General features: G+C 49.2%; 21 protein-coding genes. 9 read left to right on the top strand and 12 right to left on the bottom strand.

Annotation, left to right across the window (positions count from 1 at the left end):
• The first annotated feature begins 6 nt into the window (after window positions 1-6).
• Window positions 7-2,670 carry a TonB-dependent receptor gene (locus GWC95_RS12225; protein WP_161819013.1) on the top strand — a complete coding sequence of 888 codons (2,664 nt, stop codon included), beginning with the start codon at window positions 7-9 and terminating at the stop codon, window positions 2,668-2,670.
• 185 nt (window positions 2,671-2,855) lie between these two features.
• Here GWC95_RS12225 and GWC95_RS12220 read toward each other — a convergent pair whose 3' ends face one another.
• From GWC95_RS12220 to GWC95_RS12205, 4 genes are all read right to left on the bottom strand, one after another.
• Window positions 2,856-3,902: an NAD(P)-dependent alcohol dehydrogenase gene (locus GWC95_RS12220; protein ID WP_161819012.1), complete on the bottom strand. Its 1,047-nt coding sequence runs from the start codon at window positions 3,900-3,902 to the stop codon at window positions 2,856-2,858.
• A 71-nt stretch (window positions 3,903-3,973) separates the two neighbouring features.
• Window positions 3,974-5,233: a serine hydrolase gene (locus tag GWC95_RS12215; RefSeq protein ID WP_161819011.1), complete on the bottom strand. Its 1,260-nt coding sequence runs from the start codon at window positions 5,231-5,233 to the stop codon at window positions 3,974-3,976.
• Window positions 5,234-5,283: 50 nt separating this feature from the next.
• Window positions 5,284-6,141, bottom strand: a complete 858-nt coding sequence (locus GWC95_RS12210; RefSeq protein ID WP_161819010.1) for a dienelactone hydrolase family protein — start codon at window positions 6,139-6,141, stop codon at window positions 5,284-5,286.
• 64 nt (window positions 6,142-6,205) lie between these two features.
• A complete protein-coding gene (locus GWC95_RS12205; RefSeq protein WP_161819009.1) occupies window positions 6,206-6,466 on the bottom strand; it encodes a hypothetical protein in 261 nt (86 codons plus the stop codon).
• Window positions 6,467-6,697: 231 nt separating this feature from the next.
• On the opposite strand from GWC95_RS12205, the gene GWC95_RS12200 reads away from it, so the two are divergent.
• Window positions 6,698-7,120 carry a hypothetical protein gene (locus GWC95_RS12200; RefSeq protein WP_161819008.1) on the top strand — a complete coding sequence of 141 codons (423 nt, stop codon included), beginning with the start codon at window positions 6,698-6,700 and terminating at the stop codon, window positions 7,118-7,120.
• A 275-nt stretch (window positions 7,121-7,395) separates the two neighbouring features.
• On the opposite strand, the gene gcvP is transcribed toward GWC95_RS12200, so the two are convergent.
• Together gcvP and GWC95_RS12190 are read right to left on the bottom strand one after the other, a co-directional pair.
• On the bottom strand, window positions 7,396-10,269 hold the full coding sequence (gene gcvP / locus GWC95_RS12195; RefSeq protein ID WP_161819007.1) for an aminomethyl-transferring glycine dehydrogenase: 2,874 nt from the start codon (window positions 10,267-10,269) through the stop codon (window positions 7,396-7,398).
• 179 nt (window positions 10,270-10,448) lie between these two features.
• On the bottom strand, window positions 10,449-11,426 hold the full coding sequence (locus GWC95_RS12190) for a sterol desaturase family protein (protein ID WP_161819006.1): 978 nt from the start codon (window positions 11,424-11,426) through the stop codon (window positions 10,449-10,451).
• A 127-nt stretch (window positions 11,427-11,553) separates the two neighbouring features.
• On the opposite strand from GWC95_RS12190, the gene GWC95_RS12185 reads away from it, so the two are divergent.
• Window positions 11,554-12,054, top strand: coding sequence for a YkgJ family cysteine cluster protein (locus tag GWC95_RS12185; protein ID WP_237722147.1), 501 nt, complete (start codon window positions 11,554-11,556; stop codon window positions 12,052-12,054).
• On the opposite strand, the gene GWC95_RS12180 is transcribed toward GWC95_RS12185, so the two are convergent.
• The 4 genes from GWC95_RS12180 to folK form a co-directional block, all read right to left on the bottom strand.
• Window positions 12,044-12,931, bottom strand: coding sequence for an MBL fold metallo-hydrolase (locus GWC95_RS12180; protein ID WP_161819005.1), 888 nt, complete (start codon window positions 12,929-12,931; stop codon window positions 12,044-12,046). The two genes, GWC95_RS12185 and GWC95_RS12180, sit on opposite strands and share 11 nt — an antisense overlap.
• A 91-nt stretch (window positions 12,932-13,022) precedes the next feature.
• Window positions 13,023-14,258, bottom strand: coding sequence for an MFS transporter (locus GWC95_RS12175; RefSeq protein ID WP_161819004.1), 1,236 nt, complete (start codon window positions 14,256-14,258; stop codon window positions 13,023-13,025).
• A gap of 73 nt (window positions 14,259-14,331) precedes the next feature.
• Complete coding sequence (locus tag GWC95_RS12170; protein WP_161819003.1) at window positions 14,332-14,964, bottom strand: deoxynucleoside kinase; 633 nt, start codon at window positions 14,962-14,964, stop codon at window positions 14,332-14,334.
• 36 nt (window positions 14,965-15,000) lie between these two features.
• Window positions 15,001-15,495 (bottom strand): 2-amino-4-hydroxy-6-hydroxymethyldihydropteridine diphosphokinase, encoded by a 495-nt coding sequence (gene folK / locus GWC95_RS12165; RefSeq protein ID WP_161819002.1) that lies wholly within the window; start codon window positions 15,493-15,495, stop codon window positions 15,001-15,003.
• Window positions 15,496-15,554: 59 nt separating this feature from the next.
• Between folK and sppA the strand changes: the two genes are divergently transcribed.
• From sppA to GWC95_RS12150, 3 genes are all read left to right on the top strand, one after another.
• Window positions 15,555-17,309, top strand: a complete 1,755-nt coding sequence (gene sppA / locus GWC95_RS12160) for a signal peptide peptidase SppA (RefSeq protein WP_161819001.1) — start codon at window positions 15,555-15,557, stop codon at window positions 17,307-17,309.
• 91 nt (window positions 17,310-17,400) lie between these two features.
• A complete protein-coding gene (locus GWC95_RS12155; RefSeq protein ID WP_161819000.1) occupies window positions 17,401-18,507 on the top strand; it encodes an ABC transporter permease in 1,107 nt (368 codons plus the stop codon).
• 1 nt (window position 18,508) lies between these two features.
• Window positions 18,509-19,024 carry an SRPBCC family protein gene (locus GWC95_RS12150; protein WP_161818999.1) on the top strand — a complete coding sequence of 172 codons (516 nt, stop codon included), beginning with the start codon at window positions 18,509-18,511 and terminating at the stop codon, window positions 19,022-19,024.
• Between the two features lie 73 nt (window positions 19,025-19,097).
• On the opposite strand, the gene bioA is transcribed toward GWC95_RS12150, so the two are convergent.
• Window positions 19,098-20,366 (bottom strand): adenosylmethionine--8-amino-7-oxononanoate transaminase, encoded by a 1,269-nt coding sequence (gene bioA, locus GWC95_RS12145; RefSeq protein WP_161818998.1) that lies wholly within the window; start codon window positions 20,364-20,366, stop codon window positions 19,098-19,100.
• 268 nt (window positions 20,367-20,634) lie between these two features.
• Here bioA and GWC95_RS12140 point away from each other — a divergent pair, with 268 nt between their 5' ends.
• Window positions 20,635-21,192 carry an RNA polymerase sigma factor gene (locus GWC95_RS12140; RefSeq protein ID WP_161818997.1) on the top strand — a complete coding sequence of 186 codons (558 nt, stop codon included), beginning with the start codon at window positions 20,635-20,637 and terminating at the stop codon, window positions 21,190-21,192.
• The gene (locus GWC95_RS12135; protein ID WP_161818996.1) at window positions 21,182-22,633 is read left to right on the top strand and encodes a hypothetical protein; all 1,452 of its coding nucleotides are present in this window, start codon (window positions 21,182-21,184) and stop codon (window positions 22,631-22,633) included. Before GWC95_RS12140 ends, GWC95_RS12135 begins: the two co-directional genes overlap by 11 nt.
• A gap of 30 nt (window positions 22,634-22,663) precedes the next feature.
• On the opposite strand, the gene queG is transcribed toward GWC95_RS12135, so the two are convergent.
• On the bottom strand, window positions 22,664-23,593 hold the full coding sequence (gene queG, locus GWC95_RS12130) for a tRNA epoxyqueuosine(34) reductase QueG (RefSeq protein ID WP_161818995.1): 930 nt from the start codon (window positions 23,591-23,593) through the stop codon (window positions 22,664-22,666).
• Between the two features lie 94 nt (window positions 23,594-23,687).
• Here queG and GWC95_RS12125 point away from each other — a divergent pair, with 94 nt between their 5' ends.
• On the top strand, window positions 23,688-24,104 hold the full coding sequence (locus tag GWC95_RS12125) for a hypothetical protein (protein WP_161818994.1): 417 nt from the start codon (window positions 23,688-23,690) through the stop codon (window positions 24,102-24,104).
• The last annotated feature ends 1 nt before the right edge of the window (window position 24,105 follow it).

Raw genomic sequence — 24,105 nt, 5'->3', positions numbered from 1 at the left:
ACAAACATGCAGCAACCAAAACGCACCATACCACTACTTGCCGGTTTACTCATTGCGTGCTGTGCGCATGCACAGATCTCTGTAAGTGGTTCTGTCAGGGATAGCCTTGGCAAACCCTTACAGGCAGTGAGTATCACACTAAAGAAATCGAACGGGATCATCCTGTCGTTTGCCATTACCAATGCAAATGGTGCATACCGGTTGCAGCATGCTTCAGCCTCCGTAAAAGACACGCTTGCGATAGAAGCGAATGCGATCGGGTATAAGAAACAATCCGTTGATATTGCCACTGCAACACAGGTTGCCGACTTCAGGTTAAAAGAGTCTGTTACCAAACTGCCCAACGTAACCGTAAAAGCGGCGCCTTTGCGCAAGGAAGGCGATACACTAACCTATGATGTGGGTTCTTTCTCCAATAAACAGGACCGCACCATCGGCGATGTGATCAAGAAACTGCCCGGTGTAGAAGTGGCCGAGAACGGGCAGATCTCTTACGAGGGAAAACCGATCAACCGGTTTTACATCGACGGGGATAATTTACTGGATGGCAGGTATAACATTGCCACGAAAGGCATTCCGAATGATATGGTCGCAAAAGTGCAGGTGCTCGAAAACCACCAGCCAGTTAATGTGCTGAAAGACCTGGTGAAGAGCGACAATGCCGCCATGAACCTTGTACTCAAAGAAAAAGCGCGGCTGAAAATAATGGGCACGGGCGATGCTGCTGCCGGTCTTCCCGATGGCTACAACTTTACCGTGAACACGATGCTGTTTCAGAAACAGGTGAAGTTTATGAACTACATCAAGATGAACAACATTGGTGTTGACCTCGGCGATGAAACCATCAATCACTTCGGGGGCGCGGGCGGCCCCACGGCGCCAAACCTGGTGAGCGCCGGCGGTGCGGGCAACCCGGATCTTTTAAAGAAGCGTTATCTTTTTAACAACGCCGGATTGGTAAACGTCAACGATCTCATCACCCTGAAAAAAGACCTGCAGTTAAGGGTAAATGCGTTTTATTCGTGGGACAGGGTTTACCAGAACTCTGAATACAGGTCTTCTTACTTCGGTTTGAACGATACGATCCGTTATGCAGAAAAACAAAATGCGCGCACCACAAGCAATACATTCAACACGCAGTTTACGCTCAATGCAAACCGGAAGGATTATTACCTGAACAATGTAACGATGCTGGAGAACACGCCTACCGCGGTGTTGGCAGGTATACAGGCAACATCCAACAACAACATCAACCAGCAGTTGAACGGAACCATCACCAATGTTTCCAACCGTTTCAACCTGATCAAAAAAACAACGAATGGTAAATTCCTCGAAGCCTATTCATTTCTGAACAAGATCAACAACCCTGCAACCCTGTTTGTTACACCTGGATTGTATGCCGCTGAATTCAACCACAACGTGCCTTTTACAGGGCTGGAACAGTTTGCCGCCGTGCCTTCTTTTTTCACGGAAGAGTACGTGAGTTTTGGAAAAGCCTCACCGAAATTTCAGCAACAGTACCGTGTAGGTTTCAATTACCTGGGGCAGGACCTGAATTCGGAACTGGATGCGCAGCAGGTGGGAGGTTCAAAGAACATTGTGGCCGATAGTTTCATCAATCGCCTCGATTACAGCAGGCTGAAGGTTTACGTGCAGACCGATCTTACCTACACCACGCCAAAAATGATGTTGCGTTTGATATTGCCGGTTACTTACCAGGATACAAGGTACAGCGGCCGTGTTGTACGCAATCACGCAAACGATTTTCCCATCACACCCATTGTTCAGTTGAAATACAATACAGGGAAGGAGTCTTACCTCAATTTCGGATACACTTACGGCAACACGTTCGGCACCATCAGTTCTGTGTACGACAGCTACATTATGCGCAGCTACCGTAACTTCTACACCAATGGAAATTTATTGAACGAAAGCAGGAGCCATAATTTTTCCGGCGGTTATGTGTTCAAGAATACGTTGAAGATCTTTTTCTTTTCTGTTAATGCGGGTTTGGCCTTCAGTTCCGCCAACACGATCTCTGATGCGCAGATCAGCCCGGTGTTGCAGCAGTCCAGATTCATCCCGTTCAACAACGACTCGCGCAGTTACCAGGCATCGGCTGCCATCAGTAAATATATTTTTCCTTTGATGACAACGATAACAGGCAAGGTGGGTTGGCAGGAGTCGGTCTCCAACCAGTTGCAAAACGGTGTATTGCTGCAAACAACGTTTGATAATTACGCGTATTCGGTTAACCTCAACACAAAGTTCGCAACATGGATGAACATGAGTTACAACGGAACCTACAATACCTATGGAAGCAAGCCTGCGGGTGTGAACCAGGTAAAGAGCAATTCATCACCGAAGGTGCAGCGGTGGCAGCATGAACTGGCAACTAATTTTACGATCACACCGGATTTTTATTTCAGGGTGAGTGGTGATCATTACCAATACCATGTGCCCGGCTCGCAAGACAACAACTTCACTTTTGTGGATGCGGCTTTTACTTACAAACTCAATAAATGGAAAACCGACCTTGAACTATCACTTACCAACCTCACCGGTAAAGACACCTACAGCAGCGCATCCCTCAGCGCCAACAGCATTGTTGAAAGCAGCTACAGGATCAGGCCAAGGATGGCGATGGTGAGGTTTTATTTCAGATTCTGAATTAATTAAGAATTAGGAATTAAGAATTAAGAATTATTGTTCGCAGTTAAGCTTAAATACGGCAATTCCTATCCTATTTATCAGTTGCGTTTTCTCGTGTTTTGTCTGGATAACAAAAAAAGGCCGTGCGTAAAAACCACGGCCTTTGACTTATAAATTCCTAATTCCTAATTACTAATTCCTAATTATTTCAGTGTTGTTGTATCAATCACAAACCTATACCTCACGTCTCCTTTCAGCATTCGTTCGTATGATTCGTTGATGTTTTTTATGTCGATGACCTCAACATCTGAAACAATGTTGTTGTCTGCGCAGTAGTCAAGCATCTCCTGTGTTTCCGGTATGCCACCGATGAGAGAGCCGATGATGCTTCGTCTTTTCATGATCAGGTTGAACGCGGGTACTTCGGATGGTTTGGGCGGAATGCCCACTACGATCATTGTGCCATTGGTGCGCAGCATATCCAGGAACGGGCCGTACTCGTGCTGCGCAGAAACGGTATTGAGGATGAAATCGAAACTGTTCTGCAGTTTCTTTACCGTGGCCTTGTCGGTTGTGAGCGCAAAATGATGTGCGCCGAGTTTTTTTGCATCCGCTTCTTTTGATGGCGAGGTGCTCAGCATGGTTACTTCCGCACCAAATGATGCCGCGAATTTAACGGCCATGTGGCCCAGGCCGCCAAGACCCATTACGCCCACTTTGTGCCCTTTGCCAACGCCAACATGCCTCAGCGGCGAATACGTTGTAATACCCGCACACAGCAGGGGCGCCACGCCGGCAAGCGATAGTTTATCCGAGATCTTCAAGGTATATTTTTCGTCTACAACGATCTGTGTGGAATAACCGCCATAAGTTGGCGCACCCGTTTCCCTTTCGCGGCTGTTGTAGGTGCCGGTCATGCCTTTGTCGCAATACTGTTCAAGCCCTGCCTCGCAGTTTGAACAAACGCGGCAGGAATCGATAAAGCAGCCCACGCCGGCCAGATCGCCTGCCTTGAATTTTTTCACATGTGCGCCAACGTTCGTAACGCGGCCAACGATCTCGTGGCCCGGAACCATCGGGTAAATGGAGCCGCCCCATTCGTCGCGCACCTGGTGAATATCGGAATGGCAGACACCGCAGTAAAGAATTTCGATTTGGACATCGTGCGGCCCCGGGTCGCGTCTTTCGAAATTAAAAGGGCCGAGCGGGGTTACTGCATCCTGTGCTGCGTATGCTTTTGTTGGTATCATAGTTGTGTGGTTTTTAAAGGGAACAATTTAAGCCGGATTTTGTTTACGCAGCAACGGTTGCCTGCATGATTTTATTCATGGTCTGCCCTGTAATCTATCCTGAATTTTGAAAGATCGGGTTTGTGTGCGCGCTTCCGGTTTTGGTCGTACTGCAGGATGATCTCCCCAACCTCTTTGAAAAACGGGTAACCGATCTCTTTATACTCATATTTGTCATCGTTCAGGATCCCATCCCTGTTCACATAGATCACTGCGCTGATCATGAATTCCGTATTCGTGTCAAAATCGACGATGTATTCTGAGTCGGTCAGGTAACCATACGACCAGCCGGGCTTGTTGAAGATGCGGATATTGGGCGGCGGTTTTTGTTTGGTGGCTTTGTAGAGGAAGAATTTGCAATAGCTGTCGAAAAACTCTGTAGGACTGTACCCCGGTTTTTTACTTTCCGAAGGGAGTTCAGACATGTATCGAAGTAAAAACCGTTCATCGTCCTTTGTAAGGTTGAACCGTTTTTTTGCAGGAACAGATTCGGGGAACAAAACGGATTGCAACAATTGCTGCAGGTCTTCCAGTGGAAGATTGTTGTGCTTCGTAAAATCCATCGGTGCATTGATGAGCGAATCGTTGCGGTCGAAATGGCCCTTGCCTACGAGTATTGTCTTGCTGTAATCAAATGCAATGGGATTGTAGGCGGCAGGCTGGGTGTAGATCGTTTTTCCATTTGAAACAAAACGGATCGCGTTGGTGTTGCGGTTTTGTTCCTCTGTTGCGGTAACAAACCGGCGAACGATCCGCACATCATTGTATCCTTTTTTCCAGAGGGATGTATTCAGCTTTTCCTGCCCGGCAAATTCATACAGGCGGTTGTAAGCATCGTTATCGCTTACAAGAAATATTTTCTTGATGTAATTGGCGATGGAAGGAAGCCCGGTTCCGGAGGAAGTGTCGGTACGCACCGCCGTTTGCCCGTTGAACGAGCTGTCGGTGATCATGGTTGTATACCTGTTCACCCCATCGATCCCCATCTCATTCAGTTTCTCGAGCGCAACCAGCGCCGTGGGCAGTTTAACGGTGGATGCAGGGTTGTAGTAACGGTTCCTGTCAACATTCAGAAAATGATGTTTGAAGGAAGCCTTGTTCTTTTTGTCCCGGTTGATCTCCGTGTAAATGACCTGGTACTGGAAACTATCAGGGTTGTTCAATACGTGTTTGAGCAGGGGAGACGCCTTGTCCATCAGCAGTTCTTTCAGCCACTGATCTGATTTCTGTGCAAACAGGTTACATGCGATACAGCTGAGAAGAAAAAGAACCAGTGTTTTTTTCAGATCCATAAGATTCTATTGGAAGATAATAAGGAAACAGGCAACCCACGGCTCAAAAATCATTTCAGGTTAACCTCGAAAAAGTCCAGCGTGCTTTTCCATGCGTGCAGCGCTGCGTTTGCGTCGTAGCGTGCCGCGGAGGTATTGTTGTGGAAAGCATGGTTAACGCCGGGGTACATGATGAGTTCATATTTCGCGCCCGCTTTTTTCAGGGCCTCTTCGTAAGCGGGAATGCCGGCGTTGATGCGTTCGTCGAGACCCGCATAATGCAGCAGCACCGGCGCTTTTATTTTTGGCACGTCTTCCGCTTTGGGTTGCGCTCCATAAAACGCAACGGCGGCGTTGAGGTTGGGAACGTGTACCGCGAGTTGGTTGGCAAGACCGCCGCCCCAGCAAAAACCAACCACGCCAACTTTGCGGTTGCATTCTTTTCTTGCGCGGAGGAAGTCGACCGACTTGAAAAAATTGGCGAGGTTCTTTTTTGGATCGAGTTCGCCGATCTGTTTCCTGGCTTCGTCTTCGTTGGGCGGGGTGCCGCCGTTTTCAGACAACGCGTCGGGCGCCATTGCGAGGTAGCCGGCTTTGGCGGCGCGGCGCGTAACGTCTTTGATATGTTCTGTGAGGCCGCGGTTTTCGTGTATTACGATCACGCCACCCATGTTCATTTTCTTTTTGGGTTTGGCGGTATAGGCAAATAGGGTTGCGCCATTTGCTTCGTAAGAGATGGTTTCGGTTTCAAGGTCTTCATCATCTTCCGCGATGGTGGCAGCTTTGGCATAATTCGATTCGAGCAGCGGGGTGATGGCCAATGCCATTGCCATGCTGCCGGTGATCAATGCAAGGCGTTTCAAAAACACTTCGCGGCTCAGCGGTTTGTGGGTGTACTCGTCGTAGAGGGAAATGATGCGTTGGTCCATGGAGTTGGGTTAAGCGTTTTTAGATCCCTTAAAGATAACGATACTCCAGGCTTAAAACCAATGCTCATGCCCGGCCTCTCAAAACATGTGCGGCCTCAACCAGTTTTTCCAGTTTTTCATACATGCTGAGTATGGCCGAGCGTTCGGAGGAAGAAAGCTCTTTGTGGTAGGTGCCGGTTACCGTTACTTTCAGCCAGGTCCAGAGCAGTTGGCGAACGTCATCAAGATCGGCGAAATCGAAAAACTCATCGATCACCAGCATCGGATCCTTTGTTTCGGCCGCATTGAGCGCATGAAGCGGCGGCCCATTCTTTTGAGAAGGCATACAGGTTTTTATTAGCGGGGAACTTGCCTTACGATACAATTGCTGCACTGTTCGTTTGCCTGTGCGTATTAATAACCCCGTGAAAAAAGCAGGCAAATCAGGTATAAACCTTATTGCTCGGTTTATACGAAAAAACGTATTTCGTAATAGCTTAATTGATGAGACAAAATTCAGGAAAGGCTATCAATCGGGCGAAAAATAATCACCTATTTTCTAACGTATTTATACCTAATGAGACTGATCGAACGCATTCAACAATACCTTGCGCACCATTCCATATCGGCGTATGAATTTGAACACAGTTGTGGTTTATCCAATGGCTATTTGGGCAAACAACTCAAAGGGAAGGGGTCCGTCGGGTCCGATATCCTGGAGAAGATCAAAAACAATTACACCGACCTCAGCCTTGTCTGGCTGGTAACGGGCAAAGGCAAAATGCAGCTCTCCGTTCCTCCATCAGGCATGCCCGATGCGGTTTCGGAGCTGAACGAGGAACAGCATATTTATTTCACTTCTAAAGACGAAGTGATCAAGCTGCTCAACAAACAGATCGCCAAACTTGAGGCGACCATTGTCGACAAAGAAAAGATCATTGCGTTGCTGGAGGGCCAATCCAAACAGGGTGGCGGCGCTGTGGTTAAAAGAACGGGATGATCTTCCCAACTGCGTTTCGCTGAACGATCCTTTCCCGCGCTTTCGATGTTGAGGTAAGGTCAGGGAAGTTGTTTTGTATTACCGGCCGGATTTTGGAGCCGGTTGGTATGCAGGTCGCTTTTGCCGTTCCCCCCAAGACCTCCAACTTCCTACTTACTTTCTCGCCGCAAAGCAGGGGAGGATCGCCCAGTGGCGCGCAGCGGGCACAGGTCAAAAAAAAGCTCCTGCATACCATGCAGGAGCTTTAATACGCGTTTGTTTATAAAAGGATCTTTCTAATTCTCGGCATACGAAGAAGTAGGCTCGCAGGTACAGATCAGGTTCCTGTCGCCATGCGTGTTGTTAACCCTTGCCACGCTCGGCCAGAATTTATTCAGCGTTACATAATACAACGGGAACGCCGCTTCCTGGCGGGTGTAGGCATGTTTCCAATCGTCTGCGCAGACAACGGCCTGTGTATGCGGTGCATTTTTCAGCGGGTTGTCGGTCTTGTCCGATTTGCCGTTCTCAATGGCCTTGATCTCTTCGTAAATGGAAATCAAAGCGTCACAGAAGCGGTCGAGCTCGGGTTTGTCTTCGCTTTCGGTGGGCTCGATCATGATCGTTCCCGGAACAGGGAAGCTCATGGTTGGCGCGTGGAAACCGTAATCGATCAATCGTTTTGCCACATCTTCCGCTTCAATACCCACGCTTTGTTTGAACGGGCGCAGGTCCACGATAAATTCGTGCGCACAGGTGCCGTTGCTTCCTGTGTAGAGGATCTTATAATATTTCTCCAGTCTTGCTTTCATGTAATTCGCATTCATGATTGCAAATTCGGTTGCCTGCCTGATACCGGTGGCGCCCAGCATTTTAATGTACCCGTAACTGATCAGCAAAATGCTTGCAGAACCATACGGTGCGGCGCTTACCGCCCCCTTGCCTGCAAGTGAAACATGGCCCGGCAGGTAGGGAGCAAGTTTATCGTTCACACAGATCGGCCCCATGCCGGGTCCGCCGCCTCCGTGTGGAATGGAAAAGGTTTTGTGGAGGTTGAGGTGACAAACATCCGCGCCGATCATTCCCGGGTTGGTCAATCCCACCTGGGCGTTCATGTTGGCGCCATCCATGTAAACCAATCCGCCATTGTCGTGGATGATCCTGCAAATGTCTTTGATGGTTTCTTCAAACACACCATGCGTAGATGGGTAAGTAACCATCAGGGCGCCTAAAGTGTCTTTGTATTGTTCCGCTTTGGCTTTGAGATCGGCCACATCGATGTTGCCTGCTTCATCGCATTTAACGATCACTACTTTGAAGCCCACCATTACGGCACTCGCGGGGTTTGTTCCGTGTGCGCTGATCGGGATCAGCACTACGTTCCGGCGTTCTTCTTTTCTTGCGGCATGGTAATCGCGGATCGTGAGCAATCCTGCATATTCGCCCTGTGCACCGCTGTTCGGTTGCAGGCTGCAGGCGGTAAAGCCGGTGATCTCGCAGAGAAAACGGTTCAGTTCATCTATGATGTGTTGGTATCCTTCTGTCTGGTTGGCCGGAACAAACGGGTGGATGCCGCCAAATTCGGGCCAGCTCACCGGTATCATTTCACTGGCTGCGTTGAGTTTCATGGTGCAGCTTCCGAGGCTGATCATGCTTGTGTTCAACGAAAGGTCCTTGTTCTCCAGCTGTTTCAGGTAGCGCATCATCTGGCTCTCGCTGTGGTGCGTGTTGAAAACAGGATGTGTCAGGAACGCCGACGTTCTCTTCAGCGCACCCGGAATGGTTGTCGCTGTAGGCTCCAGCTTGCCTGCTTCCAGTTGGTGGCCGGCATTCTTTTCTGTCAGCGCCTCAAAAATGCGGATGATGGTATTTGCATCTTCTACCGAAGTGGTTTCGTCTATTGTAATACCCACCGTTCCATCTTCAAAATAACGGAAGTTGGAATGGTATTTCTCCGCCATGGTTTTCAGTGCGGCAGCGTCTACATCTTTTATTTTCAAGGTATCGAAGTAAGCCCCATTGCTTTGGGTGATACCGAGTTTTGCAAGGCTCTCTGCAACCGCCTGCGCCAGTACATGTATGCGTGTTGCGATGTTCTTCAATCCCTGCGGGCCATGGTACACGGCATACATCGCCGCCATATTGGCGAGCAGCGCCTGCGCCGTACAAATATTAGAAGTTGCTTTTTCGCGTTTGATGTGCTGCTCCCTTGTCTGCAAGGCCATACGCAGGGCCCGGTTGCCCTGTGCATCAATGCTCACGCCGATCAGCCGCCCGGGCATGCCGCGTTTGAAATCGTCTTTGGTTGCAAAAAATGCTGCATGCGGCCCGCCAAAACCCATCGGCACGCCAAAACGTTGGGCAGAACCAACGGCAACGTCTGCACCCAGTTCGCCGGGTGAGGTGAGTAAGGTTAACGCGAGCAGGTCTGTGGCCATGATCACCAATCCATCCACCGCGTGCACTTTGTTGATGAATGCGCGGTGGTCTTCTACAGAACCATTGTCGTTCGGGTACTGCACGATCGCGCCAAAATAAGTTTCATCCAGTTCTGCCGTTTTGTAGTCGCCATACACCAGCTGAACCCCGATGGGTTCTGCACGGGTGAGGAGCACATCTTTTGTTTGCGGGAAAACATGGTTGTCTACAAACAGTTTCGGTTTGCTGATCACATCGGTTTTATTGATGTGGTGAAAGATCATTGCCATTGCCTCTGCGGCCGACGTGGCTTCATCGAGCAAGGATGCATTGGCGATCGGCAGGCCGGTCAGGTCGGTAACCATCGTCTGGAAATTCAACAGGCTCTCGAGGCGCCCCTGGGAGATCTCCGCCTGGTACGGCGTGTATTGCGTGTACCATCCCGGGTTTTCGAAGATATTCCGGAGGATTACGCTTGGGGTGATCGTTCCGTAATAACCCTGCCCGATGAAATTTTTATATACTTTATTCTTAGCCGCCACTTTTTTCAGCTCCGCGAGGTATTCGAACTCGCTGACTGCAGCCGGAACATTCAGTTCATTTTTGATACGGATCGATGCCGGAACGGTTTTGCTGATCAGTTCGTCCAGCGATGCTACACCGATGGTCGGCAGCATTGCTTGGGTATCTGCCTCGTTCGGGCCGATGTGCCTGCCCTGGAATTCTGTGGATTGCTGTTCAAATAGATTCATATTCAAGTGTAGGGTTTGAGGTTATTTACCGCTCTGAAGGACGCCCCCGAAGCCGCAAAATCAATAAATCGCCGCAAAGGTAAGCTGATATAACAGGATAATAAAGGTTTTGTTGTGGCTGGGGATAGCGTGTGGAGTGGCTATTGCCAAACCGCTGCCAGGCGTTTGCTGCGGTATCCCTACAACGCGGTCTTGTAATCCAGGAAATTCGCGCCTTCGTCAACCACCCCTGGCACCTGGCCGGCGGTTCCCGGCTCCGGGTTCAGTACAACCGCTTCTTCTTCCCTCATTTCCCCGCTTGTCATCCTGCTTCCATCATGGCTCCAGCCGGGTTGACCAAGCAGGTAACGCAGGCGTGATTTCAGGGTGATGCCTTTTTGCGTGGTGTCTTGCCAGATCTGTTTCCATTCATGAAAGATGATAGACACGGCGTTGGGTGCATTTATGTTCTTGGTGAGGCCGTAGGCGATGGGCTGGTATTTTTCTGCCGGCAACTCGGGCTGGAAAGTGCCGAAAAGCTTGTCCCAGATAATCAGGAACATGCCCATGTTGCGGTCGAGGTACTTCGGGTTCGAACCGTGGTGCACGCGGTGGTGGGAGGGTGTTACCAGGATGTACTCAAGCCATCCCATTTTGTGGATCAGTTCGGTATGTACAAAAATGCCCCAGATCTGCGTAGCAGAATAAACAAACACGATGTCTACGGGTCTGAAGCCTAGCAACGCAAGCGGGATAAAATAAATGAAACGGTACAGGGGCTGGAACACAGAAGACCTGAACCCTACCGTAAAGTTCATGTAGGTGCTGCTGTGGTGCGTAACATGAACGGCCCAGAAAAGCCGGATGTGGTGATCGAAACGATGCAGCCAGTAATAGACCATGTCTTCCAGCAACACCAGCAACACCCAATACAGCGCCACAGATTCTATGCCTATCCATCTTCTTTCATAAAAATACTGCAGTACCGCCAGGTAAACCACCCTGAAGGCAAGATCAAGCCCGGAGTTCAGCAGCATAAGGTACACATTGGCCGCAGTATCTTTCAGCGTATAGCTTTTTCGATGCTGCAGGTGCGTCAACAGCAGTTCCAGCCCGATGATGATGATGTACACGGGTGTGGACAGTAGGATAAGCCATTGCTCTTTGATCGCGTCCATAGTAGGTGTGGAGAACGAGGCGTTTGAAGCCAGAACCGGGCCGGGATGATATATGCCGGGCTCCTAATTCTATTCTTCTTACCTTGCCCGCACAAAATAACGCGTTTGCCCGCACATAACCCATCAATTGAATGTTAAGTATCGTATGAGCGAAGTGAATTTAGATCATTGGGAGAAAAGAAGCGCTGAGCACCAGAAGCTTTACAAACAGTTCCTACAGCGGGCCGATAAGAACAAGGTGCTCAAACAATTGCCCTCCCTGCACGAAGAGGCTTTTGAAAAGATCGACTGCCTCCAGTGCGCCAATTGCTGCAAGAACTATTCGCCCCGTTTCAAAACACCCGATATCAAGCGCATCAGCAAGTTTTTAGGGATGAAGGAGGGCACGTTCATCGAAACCTATCTAACCCTTGATACCGAGGGCGATTATGTTGTGCGCTCAAAACCCTGCCCTTTTCTTGGTGCGGATAATTTCTGCAGTATATACGAAGCAAGGCCGTCTGACTGTCACCGCTTCCCTTATACAGATGAAGATGTGATCATCAAACGGCCCGCGATCACGCTGAAGAATTCAACGTTCTGCCCGATTGTTTTCTATGTACTGGAAAACCTGCGCGTTACGAAGTAAGCTCGTCGTATGCCGCAGTAAATACCCTTTCCGCGCCGCTGTTTGGCCAGCTGATGCCCGGTATGTCCTTGATCTTGATGATCTCTTCCCTGGTCTTACCCGCCTTGATCTGCTCACTCGTGAACGCGAGCAGTTTCGTAAGATAATCCTCGAATGCTGCGATCTCCGCCTTGCCGCCGGTTACATTGTCGGGGTTTCCCGCATGGCCAAAAATGAACAGTGTATCGTTGTTGAATGTTTGACGCGTTTTCTGTAAAACCTGGATCCAGTTCTTTATGCTTGCGCCCGCGCTTCTGTCTATATAAGGCGGAAGCTGGTTGAATACCAGGTCGCCCATATGCGCGATGTTTGATTTTTCAAAATGGATGATCGCATCGCCATTGGTATGCGCGGCCCCAAAATAATACGTGCGGATGCTTTCGTTGCCGATCTTTTGCTTCCAGGTATCGCCAAAGGTCATGTCCTGGTACAATTGCCTGTCGGCCGTTTTTTCCGTTACACGTTTGTAATTGGCAAGGCAGTTCTCGTGCCCAACCACATGCTCGGCCAGTCCCTTGAACGCGATGTTTCCCCCCGTATGATCGCCATGGTGGTGCGTGTTGATGAGGAACTTAAAGGGTTGGTCTTTCAGCTTTTTCAGTTCACTGATCGCATGCTGCGCCGAATCTGCGAATTGTGAATCGATCACTACGTAACCGTCGGGCGATTGGTAAAAACCAATGGTACCGCCTTTCTCTGAAAAAATGCCCACATCGCCACGGAGCATCTTGATCTTGTAGGCTGGCTGCTGTAAAAGCGTTGCAAAAATTTCTTTGGATGAAAGCGCCATCAACCCGGCCGTTAAACCGGTTGTGCGCAGGAACGAACGACGTTGCATAGTTGTGTGGTTTTAGGATAAAACGGGACAAGCAAGTTACGACCGAAAACTGCGTGTTGTGCAAACATCTCATAAAAAATCCTGCACCAACCTAATACTCCATCTTCCGCAGGCTAGGCGCCTTGAACCAGGTGGTTACCACCACCAGCAGGGTCATGCAACCGCCAAAGATCACGGAAGGAACATTGCCGAGCAATTGCGCAGAGATGCCGCTTTCAAACTGCCCCAGCTCATTGCTGGAATTGATGAACATGGAATTAACGCTCGAAACCCTCCCGCGCATGTGGTCGGGCGTTTTCAGCTGCATAATGGTACCGCGGATCACCACGCTGATCCCATCCAGCATTCCACTGATCATCAGCGCGGCGAAGGACAACCAGAAATTGCGCGAAACGGCAAAAATAATGATGCACAATCCGAAGCCGCCCACCGCATACAATAATTTCATGCCCTGCTTTCGCTGGAGCGGGAACAGGGTCATCAATATCACGATGCATACAGAACCTATATCGGATGCTGCATTGAGCCAGCCATACGCCACCGGGCTCACTTTCAGGATCAGCGCCGTGTATACGGGGATCATCGCCACCGCACCGCCGAACAACACCGCAAAAAGATCGAGCGAAAGCGCGCCAAGCAGCTCCTTGGTTTTGAAGACAAACTGGAGACCCTCTATTACACTGTCCCATGTTTTCTTTTCACCTTTCACATTCAGCGCCGGCTTTTTCTTAAGCTGGTACATCACAAAAAACGAAGAAAGGATCAGCAGGCAGATGCATACCAATGTGTTGGTGATACCGGCATAGGCAATCAGGAACCCGCCTGCCGCATGGCCCGTAACAGAAGCTGAGAGCCATGTGCCCTGGTTCCAGGTAGTGGCATTCTGCAGAATGGGTTTGGGAACGATGCTGGCAAGCATTACATTGAAGGTCGGACCCGTAAACGCACGGATCACGCCGGTGAAAAATACGGTGATGTAAATGCAGACAGCGATCCAGTGCGAGGTTAACCTTTCCGCGGTGAACGAGGTTGACAACACAAGGAAAACAAGCGCTGTTGTCAAATACAGGGCCACGCCCCTCAACAATATTTTTCTTTTTTCACTGATATCGATCACATGGCCGGCATACAGGGCGAAAATAAAGGCCGGTAAAAATTCAGACAACCCGATGATGCCGATCGCGTACGCTTTTGAAGTAAGATGAAAGATCCACCAGTTGAGCAAGGTACTCATCATGCGCAAACCTGTGATGAACAGAAAACGCCCCACCAGCAGGTTTCTGAATTCCGGGATCCCTATCGATGCGAATGGGTTGTTTTTTTCCATTTGGGGCTACATGCTTTTTGAGTTGGTGTTTTCCTTAAAAGCCCAAAGCCTGCAGCTTAAAGCTTTGGCTTCATTACGGCAAACTGAAATAATGTTGCCCGTCGTCGAAATCTTTTTCCAATGCATCGAGCACCGTCTGGAAATGTTTTTCATTCCCCAGGAAATCCGCATTACTCGCATCGATGAAAATGGTTTTGATGTTGTGTTGTTTGATGTAACTGGTATAGGTTTCCTGTATGTTGAACAGGTACTCATCGGGGATCGACTGCTCATACGAACGGTTGCGTTTCCGGATGTTTGCCTGCAGTTTCTGCACCGGTGCATGCAGGTAGATCAATATATCAGGGAATGCAAGTTGCTGGTGAATGATGTCGAACAACTTCTGGTACAACCTGAACTCTTCCTCCGGCAAATTCACTTTTGCGAACAAAAGGCATTTGGTGAACAGGTAATCCGAAACGGTCACACTTTGAAACAGGTCTTTCGTATGCACCATTTCTTTCAATTGCTTGTAGCGTTCTGCCATAAAAAACAGTTCGAGCGGAAATGCGTATTGTTCCGGGCTCTCGTAAAATTTAGGCAGGAAAGGGTTGTCTGCAAATTCCTCCAATATCAACCGTGCGTTAAAATGTTTGGCAAGCAGGTGCGTTAAAGTGGTTTTGCCAACGCCGATGTTCCCTTCAACCGTAATAAAATGGTGTTTCATGAATGTTTCCTCGATGATGGTCAAAATTAACCGCCATCAACCAGCGTGCGCTGATTTTTTTTGCACATCCAGCGGGTCGGTACATTCTTCCAGTAAACGGGCGATGGTTTTGTGTAAAACGGGGTGTACAATGCCCGCCGCTATTTCGTTCAGCGGCAACAGCGCAAACCTCCGCTGCGGCAATGCCGGATGGGGCAATGTTAATAACCTCCCCGAAATTACCAGCTCATCGATCAGCAAAATATCCAGGTCTATGATGCGCGGGCCCATCTTCATGGTCCTTCGCCGCCCCATCTGCTCCTCTATATCCAGTAACTTTTGCATCAGTGCCTCCGGCTCGAGCGTGGTTTCCAATGCGAGCGCCTGGTTGTAAAAAGAAGGCTGGTCCTCCACTCCCCAGGCGGCCGTTTCGTAAATAGAGGAATAATGAACGATATTGCCGCAATATTCATTGATCAGCCCGGTTGCCTGTTGCAGGTAACCCGATCGGTTACCCATGTTGCCGCCTATCAACAAATACGCCGTATGCATAAAACGAGGGGGATGGTCAGGACAAATATCTTTAAATTCAACATCAATACCCGAACCGTATGAAGCAATTCTTCAAAATATTTTTTGCCACCCTTCTCGCGCTGATCATTTTTTCGGTGATCGGCATATTTGTATTGATCGGTGTGATCTCCAATGCCGCATCCGAAGAAAAAGTGATCGTAGGAAACAATGCCGTGCTGGTACTCGATCTCTCCAATAACTTTAAGGAACAGGTAGAACACAGCCCTTTCAATTTTCTCAAAGACGGCGACAACGAACCGCCTTCCCTTTATGAAATGGTGCGATTGATCCGTCATGCAAAATCAGACTCTGCCATCAAAGGCATCTATATTTTGTGCGACAACAATGTGAACGGCTATGCCGCAAGCGAAGAATTGCGGAAGGCGTTGCTTGATTTTAAAACGGCTAAGAAATTCATGATCGCCTACGGCGAAACGATCACCCAAAAAGGATATTACCTGGGCAATGTAGCGGATAAGATCTATTGTCACCCGCAGGGTGGATTAGACTGGTCCGGTTTTGCCGTAAACCTTTTGTTCTTCAAGGGTACACTCGATAAACTGGAGATACAGCCACAGATCTTTTATGCAGGCAAGTTCAAAAGCGCCACCGAGCCGCTGCGCGAAACACAGATGACCGAAGCGAACCGCCTGCAAACCGCGGTCTGGCTGGGCGACCTGTACAGCGAGTTCCTCAATACCGCCGCTGCCGCAAGAAAAACAGATACCGCAAAACTCAGGTCGCTCGCCGTGAACGGAACGATACAAACGGCCCATGATGCGTTTACAAATGGATTGGTAGACGGGTTGCGCTACGATGACCAGCTGAAAAAAGAGTTACTTGCCAAACTTAAGCTCGGCGACCGCGACAGGATCAATTTTGTGACCTTCGGAGACTATGCAAAATCGGCTGATTATAAAAATTACAGCGGCGATGGAAAGATCGCGTTGATCTATGCAGATGGCGATATTGTTTCGGGAAGCGGCGACGAAGGGCAGGTGGGCAGCGATGAATTCAGGAACATCATCCGCAAGGCGCGGCTCGATGAAGAGGTAAAAGCGATCGTGTTCCGTGTAAACTCACCCGGCGGAAGCGCGCTGGCGAGCGATGTGATCTGGCGCGAAATCACACTTGCGCGAAAAACAAAGCCCGTAGTGGTAAGTATGGGCGATGTGGCCGCATCGGGCGGTTATTATATTTCGTGTAATGCAGATTCGGTTTTTGCAAATGCCAATACCATCACGGGATCGATCGGTGTGTTCAGCATCGTACTCAATTACCAGTCGTTCCTGAAAAACAAACTGGGCATTACTTCCGACCGTGTAAAAACAGCGCCTTATGCAGACATGGGTAACGGAGACAGGCCGCTTACCGAAACCGAAAAAAGGTTCCTGCAGGCGGGTACGGATTCGATCTATGCCACGTTCAAAACACGTGTATCGGAAGGAAGGAAAAAAGACACGGCTTATGTGAGCAGCATTGCACAGGGAAGGGTGTGGACCGGCGCGCGTGGGCTCGAAGCCGGCCTTGTAGATAGAATAGGAACACTACAGGATGCGATCGATTGCGCTGCGCGGATGGCTAAAATAAAGGAGTACCGTTTGAGGGAATACCCGGAGAAAAAGTCGTTGTTTGAAAGGATCATGAACAACTACAAACGGTCTGTAAAAACGAAAATGATCAAGGAAGAAATAGGGGAGAGTGAGTACAAGACCCTGCAGGAGCTGAAGAACATAAAACAGATGATTGGCACCACACAGGCGAGGATGCCGTTTAAGATCGATCTCAATTGATTTGCGTTCGTTTCAATCGACAACAAAAAAAACAAAATAAAATCCGGCCCAATCCACAAACCTTATAGTTTTGTTGCACAATCAGACTGCTATGAAAAAGGAGTACAGCCAGTTCAGGGCCATGATGGCCATTACGAAAGGGAGTTTACTGGGGATTTTCAGGAGCCCATCGGCTGTGGTGTTCAGTATTGCGTTTCCATTGATCTTTATATTGGTATTTGGTTTCATCGGGGGTGGAAGCAGGATCTCGCTCAATGTGGCGTTTGATAAAAATACCGATACAACCAATGAGATATACCCTGCACTGCGCGGAATAGCCGGCCTCAACATTGTAAACGAATCCGACGCAGAAGTAAAGGAAGACCTTGAACGCGGAAGGGTAACGGCGATCATAAAGATTGAAAAGTCCGGGTTGAGCAATCCTCCCTATAAGATCACGCTGGTAAGTTCAGAAGCGGTGAACCCGCAGAACCTGCAGGTGTTGCAATCAATCCTGAATGCCCGCATCGCAAACATCAACCAGCGGTTGTATGCAGATGCGCCAACGGTGGCAATGATCAGCAACGAGATCAAAAAAATACCAGGAAGAATCTACCGCACGATCGATTTTATTTTACCGGGACAGCTTGGCTTTTCTCTGCTGAGTTCAGGCGTGTTTGGTGTGGCGTTTTTGTTTTTCAACCTGCGGCAGCAGCTGGTGTTGAAACGGTTTTATGCAACGCCCATCAAGCGTTCGTATATTGTTTTGGGCGAGGCGCTGAGCCGGGTCATTTTCCAGATGCTTACAGCGGTGATCATCATCGGCGTAGGGCATCTTTTCTTCAAGTTCACGCTGGTGCATGGTTTGCAGACCTTTCTCTCGATCATGACGCTGAGTTTTATTGCACTGATCCTGTTCATGGGATTTGGTTTTATCGTCAGCAGTATCGCAAAAAACGAAAGCACCATCCCGCCATTTGCCAACCTCATCACGTTGCCGCAGTTTTTGCTGGCGGGAACTTTTTTTTCGATCGAGGCCTTCCCATCGTGGTTGCAACCGATCTGCAAGGTGTTGCCGCTAACGCATTTCAACAACGCGATGCGCAACATTGCCTTTGAGGGCGCGAGCCTTGCCAGTTGCTGGAAGGAGATCGGCATTCTCGGCATCTGGGCAGTAGTGGTATATGCCGTTGCATTTAAAACATTCAAGTGGGAATAAAATGATAAAACTGCTCAGGCTCGTATTCTTTAGTATCGTATCGCTTTTTGCGATCGCGTCGTTTATCGGCTTGCTGCTGCCTTCGATGGTGCTGGTGTCGCGGGCGGTAAATGTTTCCGCGCCCAGGGATTCCATTATGCCTTACCTGGAGAGCATTGAACAATGGCAGGAATGGATGGATGGAATGAAACAATCCCCATCCATCAAAATAAGCTCGCCCAGGCATGCCGAACTCGCCGGAACGACCGTAGACATTACAAGCATAACCGATACCACCGTTGTTTCAACCTGGAAAACAAAAAGCGGCAACACGCAGCTCAGTACGGTTCATGTGATCGGCGATTCCACGCAGAAAACAATGATCGTGCAATGGCAGTTCGAACAAAAGATCAAATGGTACCCATGGGAAAGGTTCGGATCGATGATGAACGACAAGATCCTCGGTACCATGATGGAGACAAACCTGAACAATCTCAAAGCGCTCACCGAAAAGACAGGCAACAGCGTGGTGCGCTAACTGTGTCAGTCGCTGACCGTCAATCGTGAAATGAAATACCGAATGCCGGCCCCTTGCATCCATTGCGCCATGCTTACCAATCCGTCTCCACAACCGACCCCAATACCTCGTACACTTTCTCCAGTTCTTCCCCGGTAATGCAATACGGTGGCATGATGTATACCGTGTTGCCCAGTGGTCGCAGGTAAACACCATTGTCCATGGCCATTTTTGTAATGGAAGAACTGATGTTGTTCAGGTATTCGTCTTTTCCTTTTGTGATCTCGAATGCGAGCAGCGTGCCCAGGGTTCTTACATCCTTGGTATTGGCCCGGTCCTGCAGTTTGCCCGCGAATGCGCTGTTCAACCTCGTGATGGCATTGATCCTTTCAAAACAGCCTTCTTTTTCCAGCAGGTCAAGGCTGGCCAGCGCTGCTGTACAGGCCAGCGGGTTTGCAGTAAATGAATGGCCGTGAAAAAATGTCTTGTATTTATCGTCGTTTACATAGGCCTCGTAGATCCTGTTGGTACACGCCGTTACGCCAAGGGCCATTGTTCCACCGGTGAGGCCCTTGCTCAGGCAGATGATGTCCGGTTTCTGCGAGAGGTATTCGCTGGCAAAAAGTTTGCCGGTGCGCCCGAATCCCGTCATCACTTCGTCTGCAATGCAGATGATGCCGGCGTTTTTAACCGTGGTGAGTAATTCATCCATCCATTGCGCATCATACATCTTCATTCCGCCCGCGCCCTGTACCAATGGTTCATAAATAAAAGCCGCAGTTTCCGATTGGTGCTGTTGAATGATGCCTTTCAGCGAAGCGATGTTATCGGCAGTAGGTACATCGATAAAGACAACTTCAAACAGGTGATCGTGGAACGCGAGGGTGAACACGCTCCTGTCGCTCACGCTCATGGCGCCGAATGTGTCGCCATGGTAGGCGTTTGTAAACGCGATGATCTTCCTGCGTTTCTTTTCTTCCCTGTTCCACCAGTATTGAATACTCATTTTAAGCGCCACTTCTGTGGATGTGGAGCCGTTGTCGCTGTAAAAAATCCTCGTAAAATCACCCGGCAACAAGGGCAGCAGGCGTTCTGCGAGCCGTACGGCGGGCTCATGTGTAAAACCGGCAAAGATCACCTGCTCGAGCTCCAGTGCCTGCCTGTATATTTTTTCGGCGATGTAGGGATGGGCGTGTCCATGCAAGGTGACCCACCAGCTGCTGATGGCATCGATGTAACGGCTCCCGTTTTCAGCAAACAGAATACTACCCGATGCTTTGGTAATGGGCACGGGGGGGAGCATGTTTTTTTGCTGCGTGAAGGGGTGCCAGATCACATGCTGGTCTCTTTCGGATAAACTCATGGTGCAAATGTAACGGGTATCGGCATGCGGTGGCTGCGGGTTGAGGGCCCGGAGCATCGGGTTCAGGAAATTGCCGCTCCGGCCACTGCGCGGGATTCCGCTCGATCGCTCGCCCATATTAAAAAACGACCTGCCGCCACGGCCATTCATCGTTCATCCATCTGTAGGGTACAAACGGCCGTCAACCACCTAATTTCGCCGGGAATTTATTTGACAGGGTGCAACGGTACATGGCCGCACTGTGTCAAGAGAACGAAGACCACGCACGATGGACCAACAGAAACTGGTAAAAGAATGTTTACGCAATAACCCGGTTGCCCAAAAGCAGCTCTATGAGTTATATGCAGAAAGCATGCTGGGCATCTGTTACCGCTACACCAAAAGCATGAATGATGCGGAGGAGGTGTTGCAGCAGGGGTTTATCAAGGTCTTTACCAACCTTCACCAGTATAAAATGGAAGGAGAATTGGGGGCATGGATCAGGCGGATCATCGTAAATACAGCCATCAATTACCTCAAACGCAAACCGCGGTACCAGCTCGACCTCAGTTTCGAAGACAGCCATCTTCATCCCGTTACCAGCCACGAACCGGAGATGAAACTCAATATGCAGGACCTGCTCAACCTTGTGCGGCAGTTGCCGCCGGGCTACCAAACCATTTTCAACCTGTGTGCAGTAGAAGGGTATACGCACGTGGAGATTGGCAAGATACTCGGCATCAAGGAAAGTACGAGCCGCTCGCAATACGCAAGGGCGAGGGCCCTGCTGATCAACTGGCTGGAGAAATATTCGGAGAACGAAAAAAAAGATAGTTATGGCAGATAAATCTTTTGAACAACGGGTTCGCGAAGAACTCGGTTCGCTGAAGATGCGTCCCGATGAGGCGGTATGGAAAAACGTGGAAGCCGGTCTCCACAAAGAAAAAAAACGCCGCTGGCTGGTGTGGGTATTGTTGTTTGCCGGCCTGGGCGGCGGAGCATTGTGGTACGCATTGAATGAACAGGGATCCTTTGGAACAAAAGAAGAACAAAGAGCAGGCCAGGAGAAAGTATATGCAGCGGATCAAAAAAACAAAACAGGAAACAACACCGGGACAGAAGATAAAACAGCGGCCATAAAGGAAAACGGGGAAACCAAAGCAGGATACGATTCTAAACAAGCGCCCGGACAGAAAATAATCATCGAAAAAAATGTGATCGCTTCCATCAGGCAAAAACAAAGAAAACAATTTGCGGAACGGAAAGTAGAAGCTGCTTTTAAAAACAAACGGTTACAAACATTTACAAGCGTTTCTGGAACGGATAAACCAAAGGCGCACAAGGCTGCGAGTATCCGCGGCGAAAAACCATCTGATCCCGATGCAGTAAAAGGGCAACAGGACGCCAACACCAGTCGAAACGATGTTGTTTCTGCCGGTGTTAAAAATGATATGGCCACCTCGTCCGAAAAAAATATTTCAGGCAATCCAGGTGCAGCCAACCCGGTTTCCGGGCCGGAAAAGGGCAATGCGCCAACCGTACCAGGTGATACCGCTGCATCAACAAAAACAACAACCGCAAAAAAAGAAACGAGGAGCAAATGGCAGTTCAGCATTGCAGGTGATATCGGCCGGAGCGCGCTGGTAAACGGCTTGTTTGCGAATTCCACTGCATCAAACCCATCCAATGCAAATCCGTCTCCGCCCAATACGGCCCCGGGTAACGGAGCAACAGCAGGAAGCAGCAGCGCCCCCGCAGTTCGAAATGCTTTTGGCTTCGGGCTCCGCATGGAAGTGGGCAAAGCATTGAACAAAAACCTGGACCTCCGTCTTTTTGCCGGTTATTCCCTGCTGCAAACCGCTACCAAAACAGGCCGCCGTTACAGCATCGCTTCTGTATTTCCTTCCGGGTTCTATTATGCCAATACAGACAGCGCTGTGTACACAAACCGTTATCACTATGTCTCCTTAGGTGCAGAATTATCCCACTCTTTCAAACTGTTCGGCACCACTGCGCGATGGAAGTTTGGCGGCGGACTGGATTATCTTTTCGCAAGCAACGCCCTGCATTACGATTATTCCACCGGCGTATTGTACAAGAACAACGACCTGCTGCGAAAAGCACAACCGTTCCTATCTACCGGTATCGATGTTGCAATCGGAAAGAGACCTTTTATGTACGTGGGCCCAACGCTCCAATACCAACTCAGGAGCCTCGGCTCGGAAACATCCGATCACCTGTTGTTTGGTTCTTTGCGGTTTTCGTTTGTTGTTCCTAAGAAGAAATAGCAGGGCACTTCGTCGTTTTTTTTGAGCAGGCTACTGGCTGATAAAAGAAAGATTGCGTTTGATGCCTTCAAATTTCGCGCGTTTCAAAGGCGAATGTTTGAAAACGGATCTGAAAGTTTCTTCCGTCATTTCCTCCCATTCTTTGGTGGAAAGATCAAGTATTTCAGGAATGGGTGCGAACTGCATTTCATTGTGCGGTTTGGAGAAGCGGTTCCATGGGCATACATCCTGGCAAACATCGCAGCCAAACATCCAGTTGTTGAATTTACCTTTCAATGCATCGGGTATCAATGCATCTTTGAGTTCGATGGTGTAGTAGCTGATGCATTTGCTGCCGTCGACTATTTTGTTGTTGAGGATCGCATCTGTAGGACAAGCATCGATGCATTTGCGGCAGCTGCCGCAGAAATCTTTTGCGAAGGAGTCATCGTACAGCAATTCGATATCCACGATCAGTGTGGCGATAAAATAAAAAGAGCCGCTCTGTTTGTTGATCAGGTTCCCGTTTTTCCCCACCCAACCCGCACCGCTTTTAACGGCCCAGGTTCGCTCGAGCACGGGCGCTGAATCAACAAACCCTCTTCCCTGTATCTCGCCGATCTCTTCATTCAGCACACTTAAAAAATGCCGGAGCTTTGCACGGATCACTTCGTGGTAGTCTTTGCCGAACGCATATTTGGCAATGTGCGGTGCGGCTTCCGACTGCTGTTCACCCGGGAAATAATTCTGTAAAAGCGTGATCACTGATTTGGCACCGGGCACCAGTTTGCGCGGATCCACCCGGAGGTCGAAATGGTTTTCCATGTACTGCATCCCGCCGTGCATGCCCTGGCTGAGCCATTGCTCAAGACGGCGCGCATCGTTGTCGAGCTGTTCGGCTTTTGCTATCCCGCAATAAGAAAAGCCCAGTTGCCGGGCTGTATTTTTTATGATAGCGGTATTTTTTTCGGGATGGCTCAAAATTTCCTGTTCCCAACGGGGAACATAATAGTAAAAATAAGATATTATTGTTGTACGGTTTCTCCGGAACCGTATCCACCACCAAAACTACTATATGAAGAAATCCCTTATGGCAATCGCCAGCCTGTTCATTATTACGTGCCTGTTCTCGCAGGATGTCAAATACGGGAAAATTACCCCCGCCGACTTCAACGTAACATCTCCCGTTATCGATTCAGGGTCAGATGCTGTAGTCATCTCCGATATCGGCACTTCAGAATTTGAAGGAAATACCAACGGCTGGTTCTCGGTCATATTCAAACGGCACGCGCGCGTCAAGATCCTCAATAAAAATGGATTCAATGCCGCCACAGTTTTCATACGGCTCTATTCGAACGGAAAAGATGCCGAAAAACTACAGGACCTCAGAGCCACTACCTACAACCTCGAAAACGGTGCAGTGGTGCCGGTAAAAATGGAAAACAAAAGTGTTTTTGAAAGCAGGTTGTCGAAAACATGGATCGAAAAGTAAT

Source organism: Sediminibacterium roseum (genome assembly GCF_009939005.1).
Lineage (GTDB): Bacteria > Bacteroidota > Bacteroidia > Chitinophagales > Chitinophagaceae > Sediminibacterium > Sediminibacterium roseum.
This window is presented reverse-complemented; position numbering and strand designations above follow the sequence as displayed.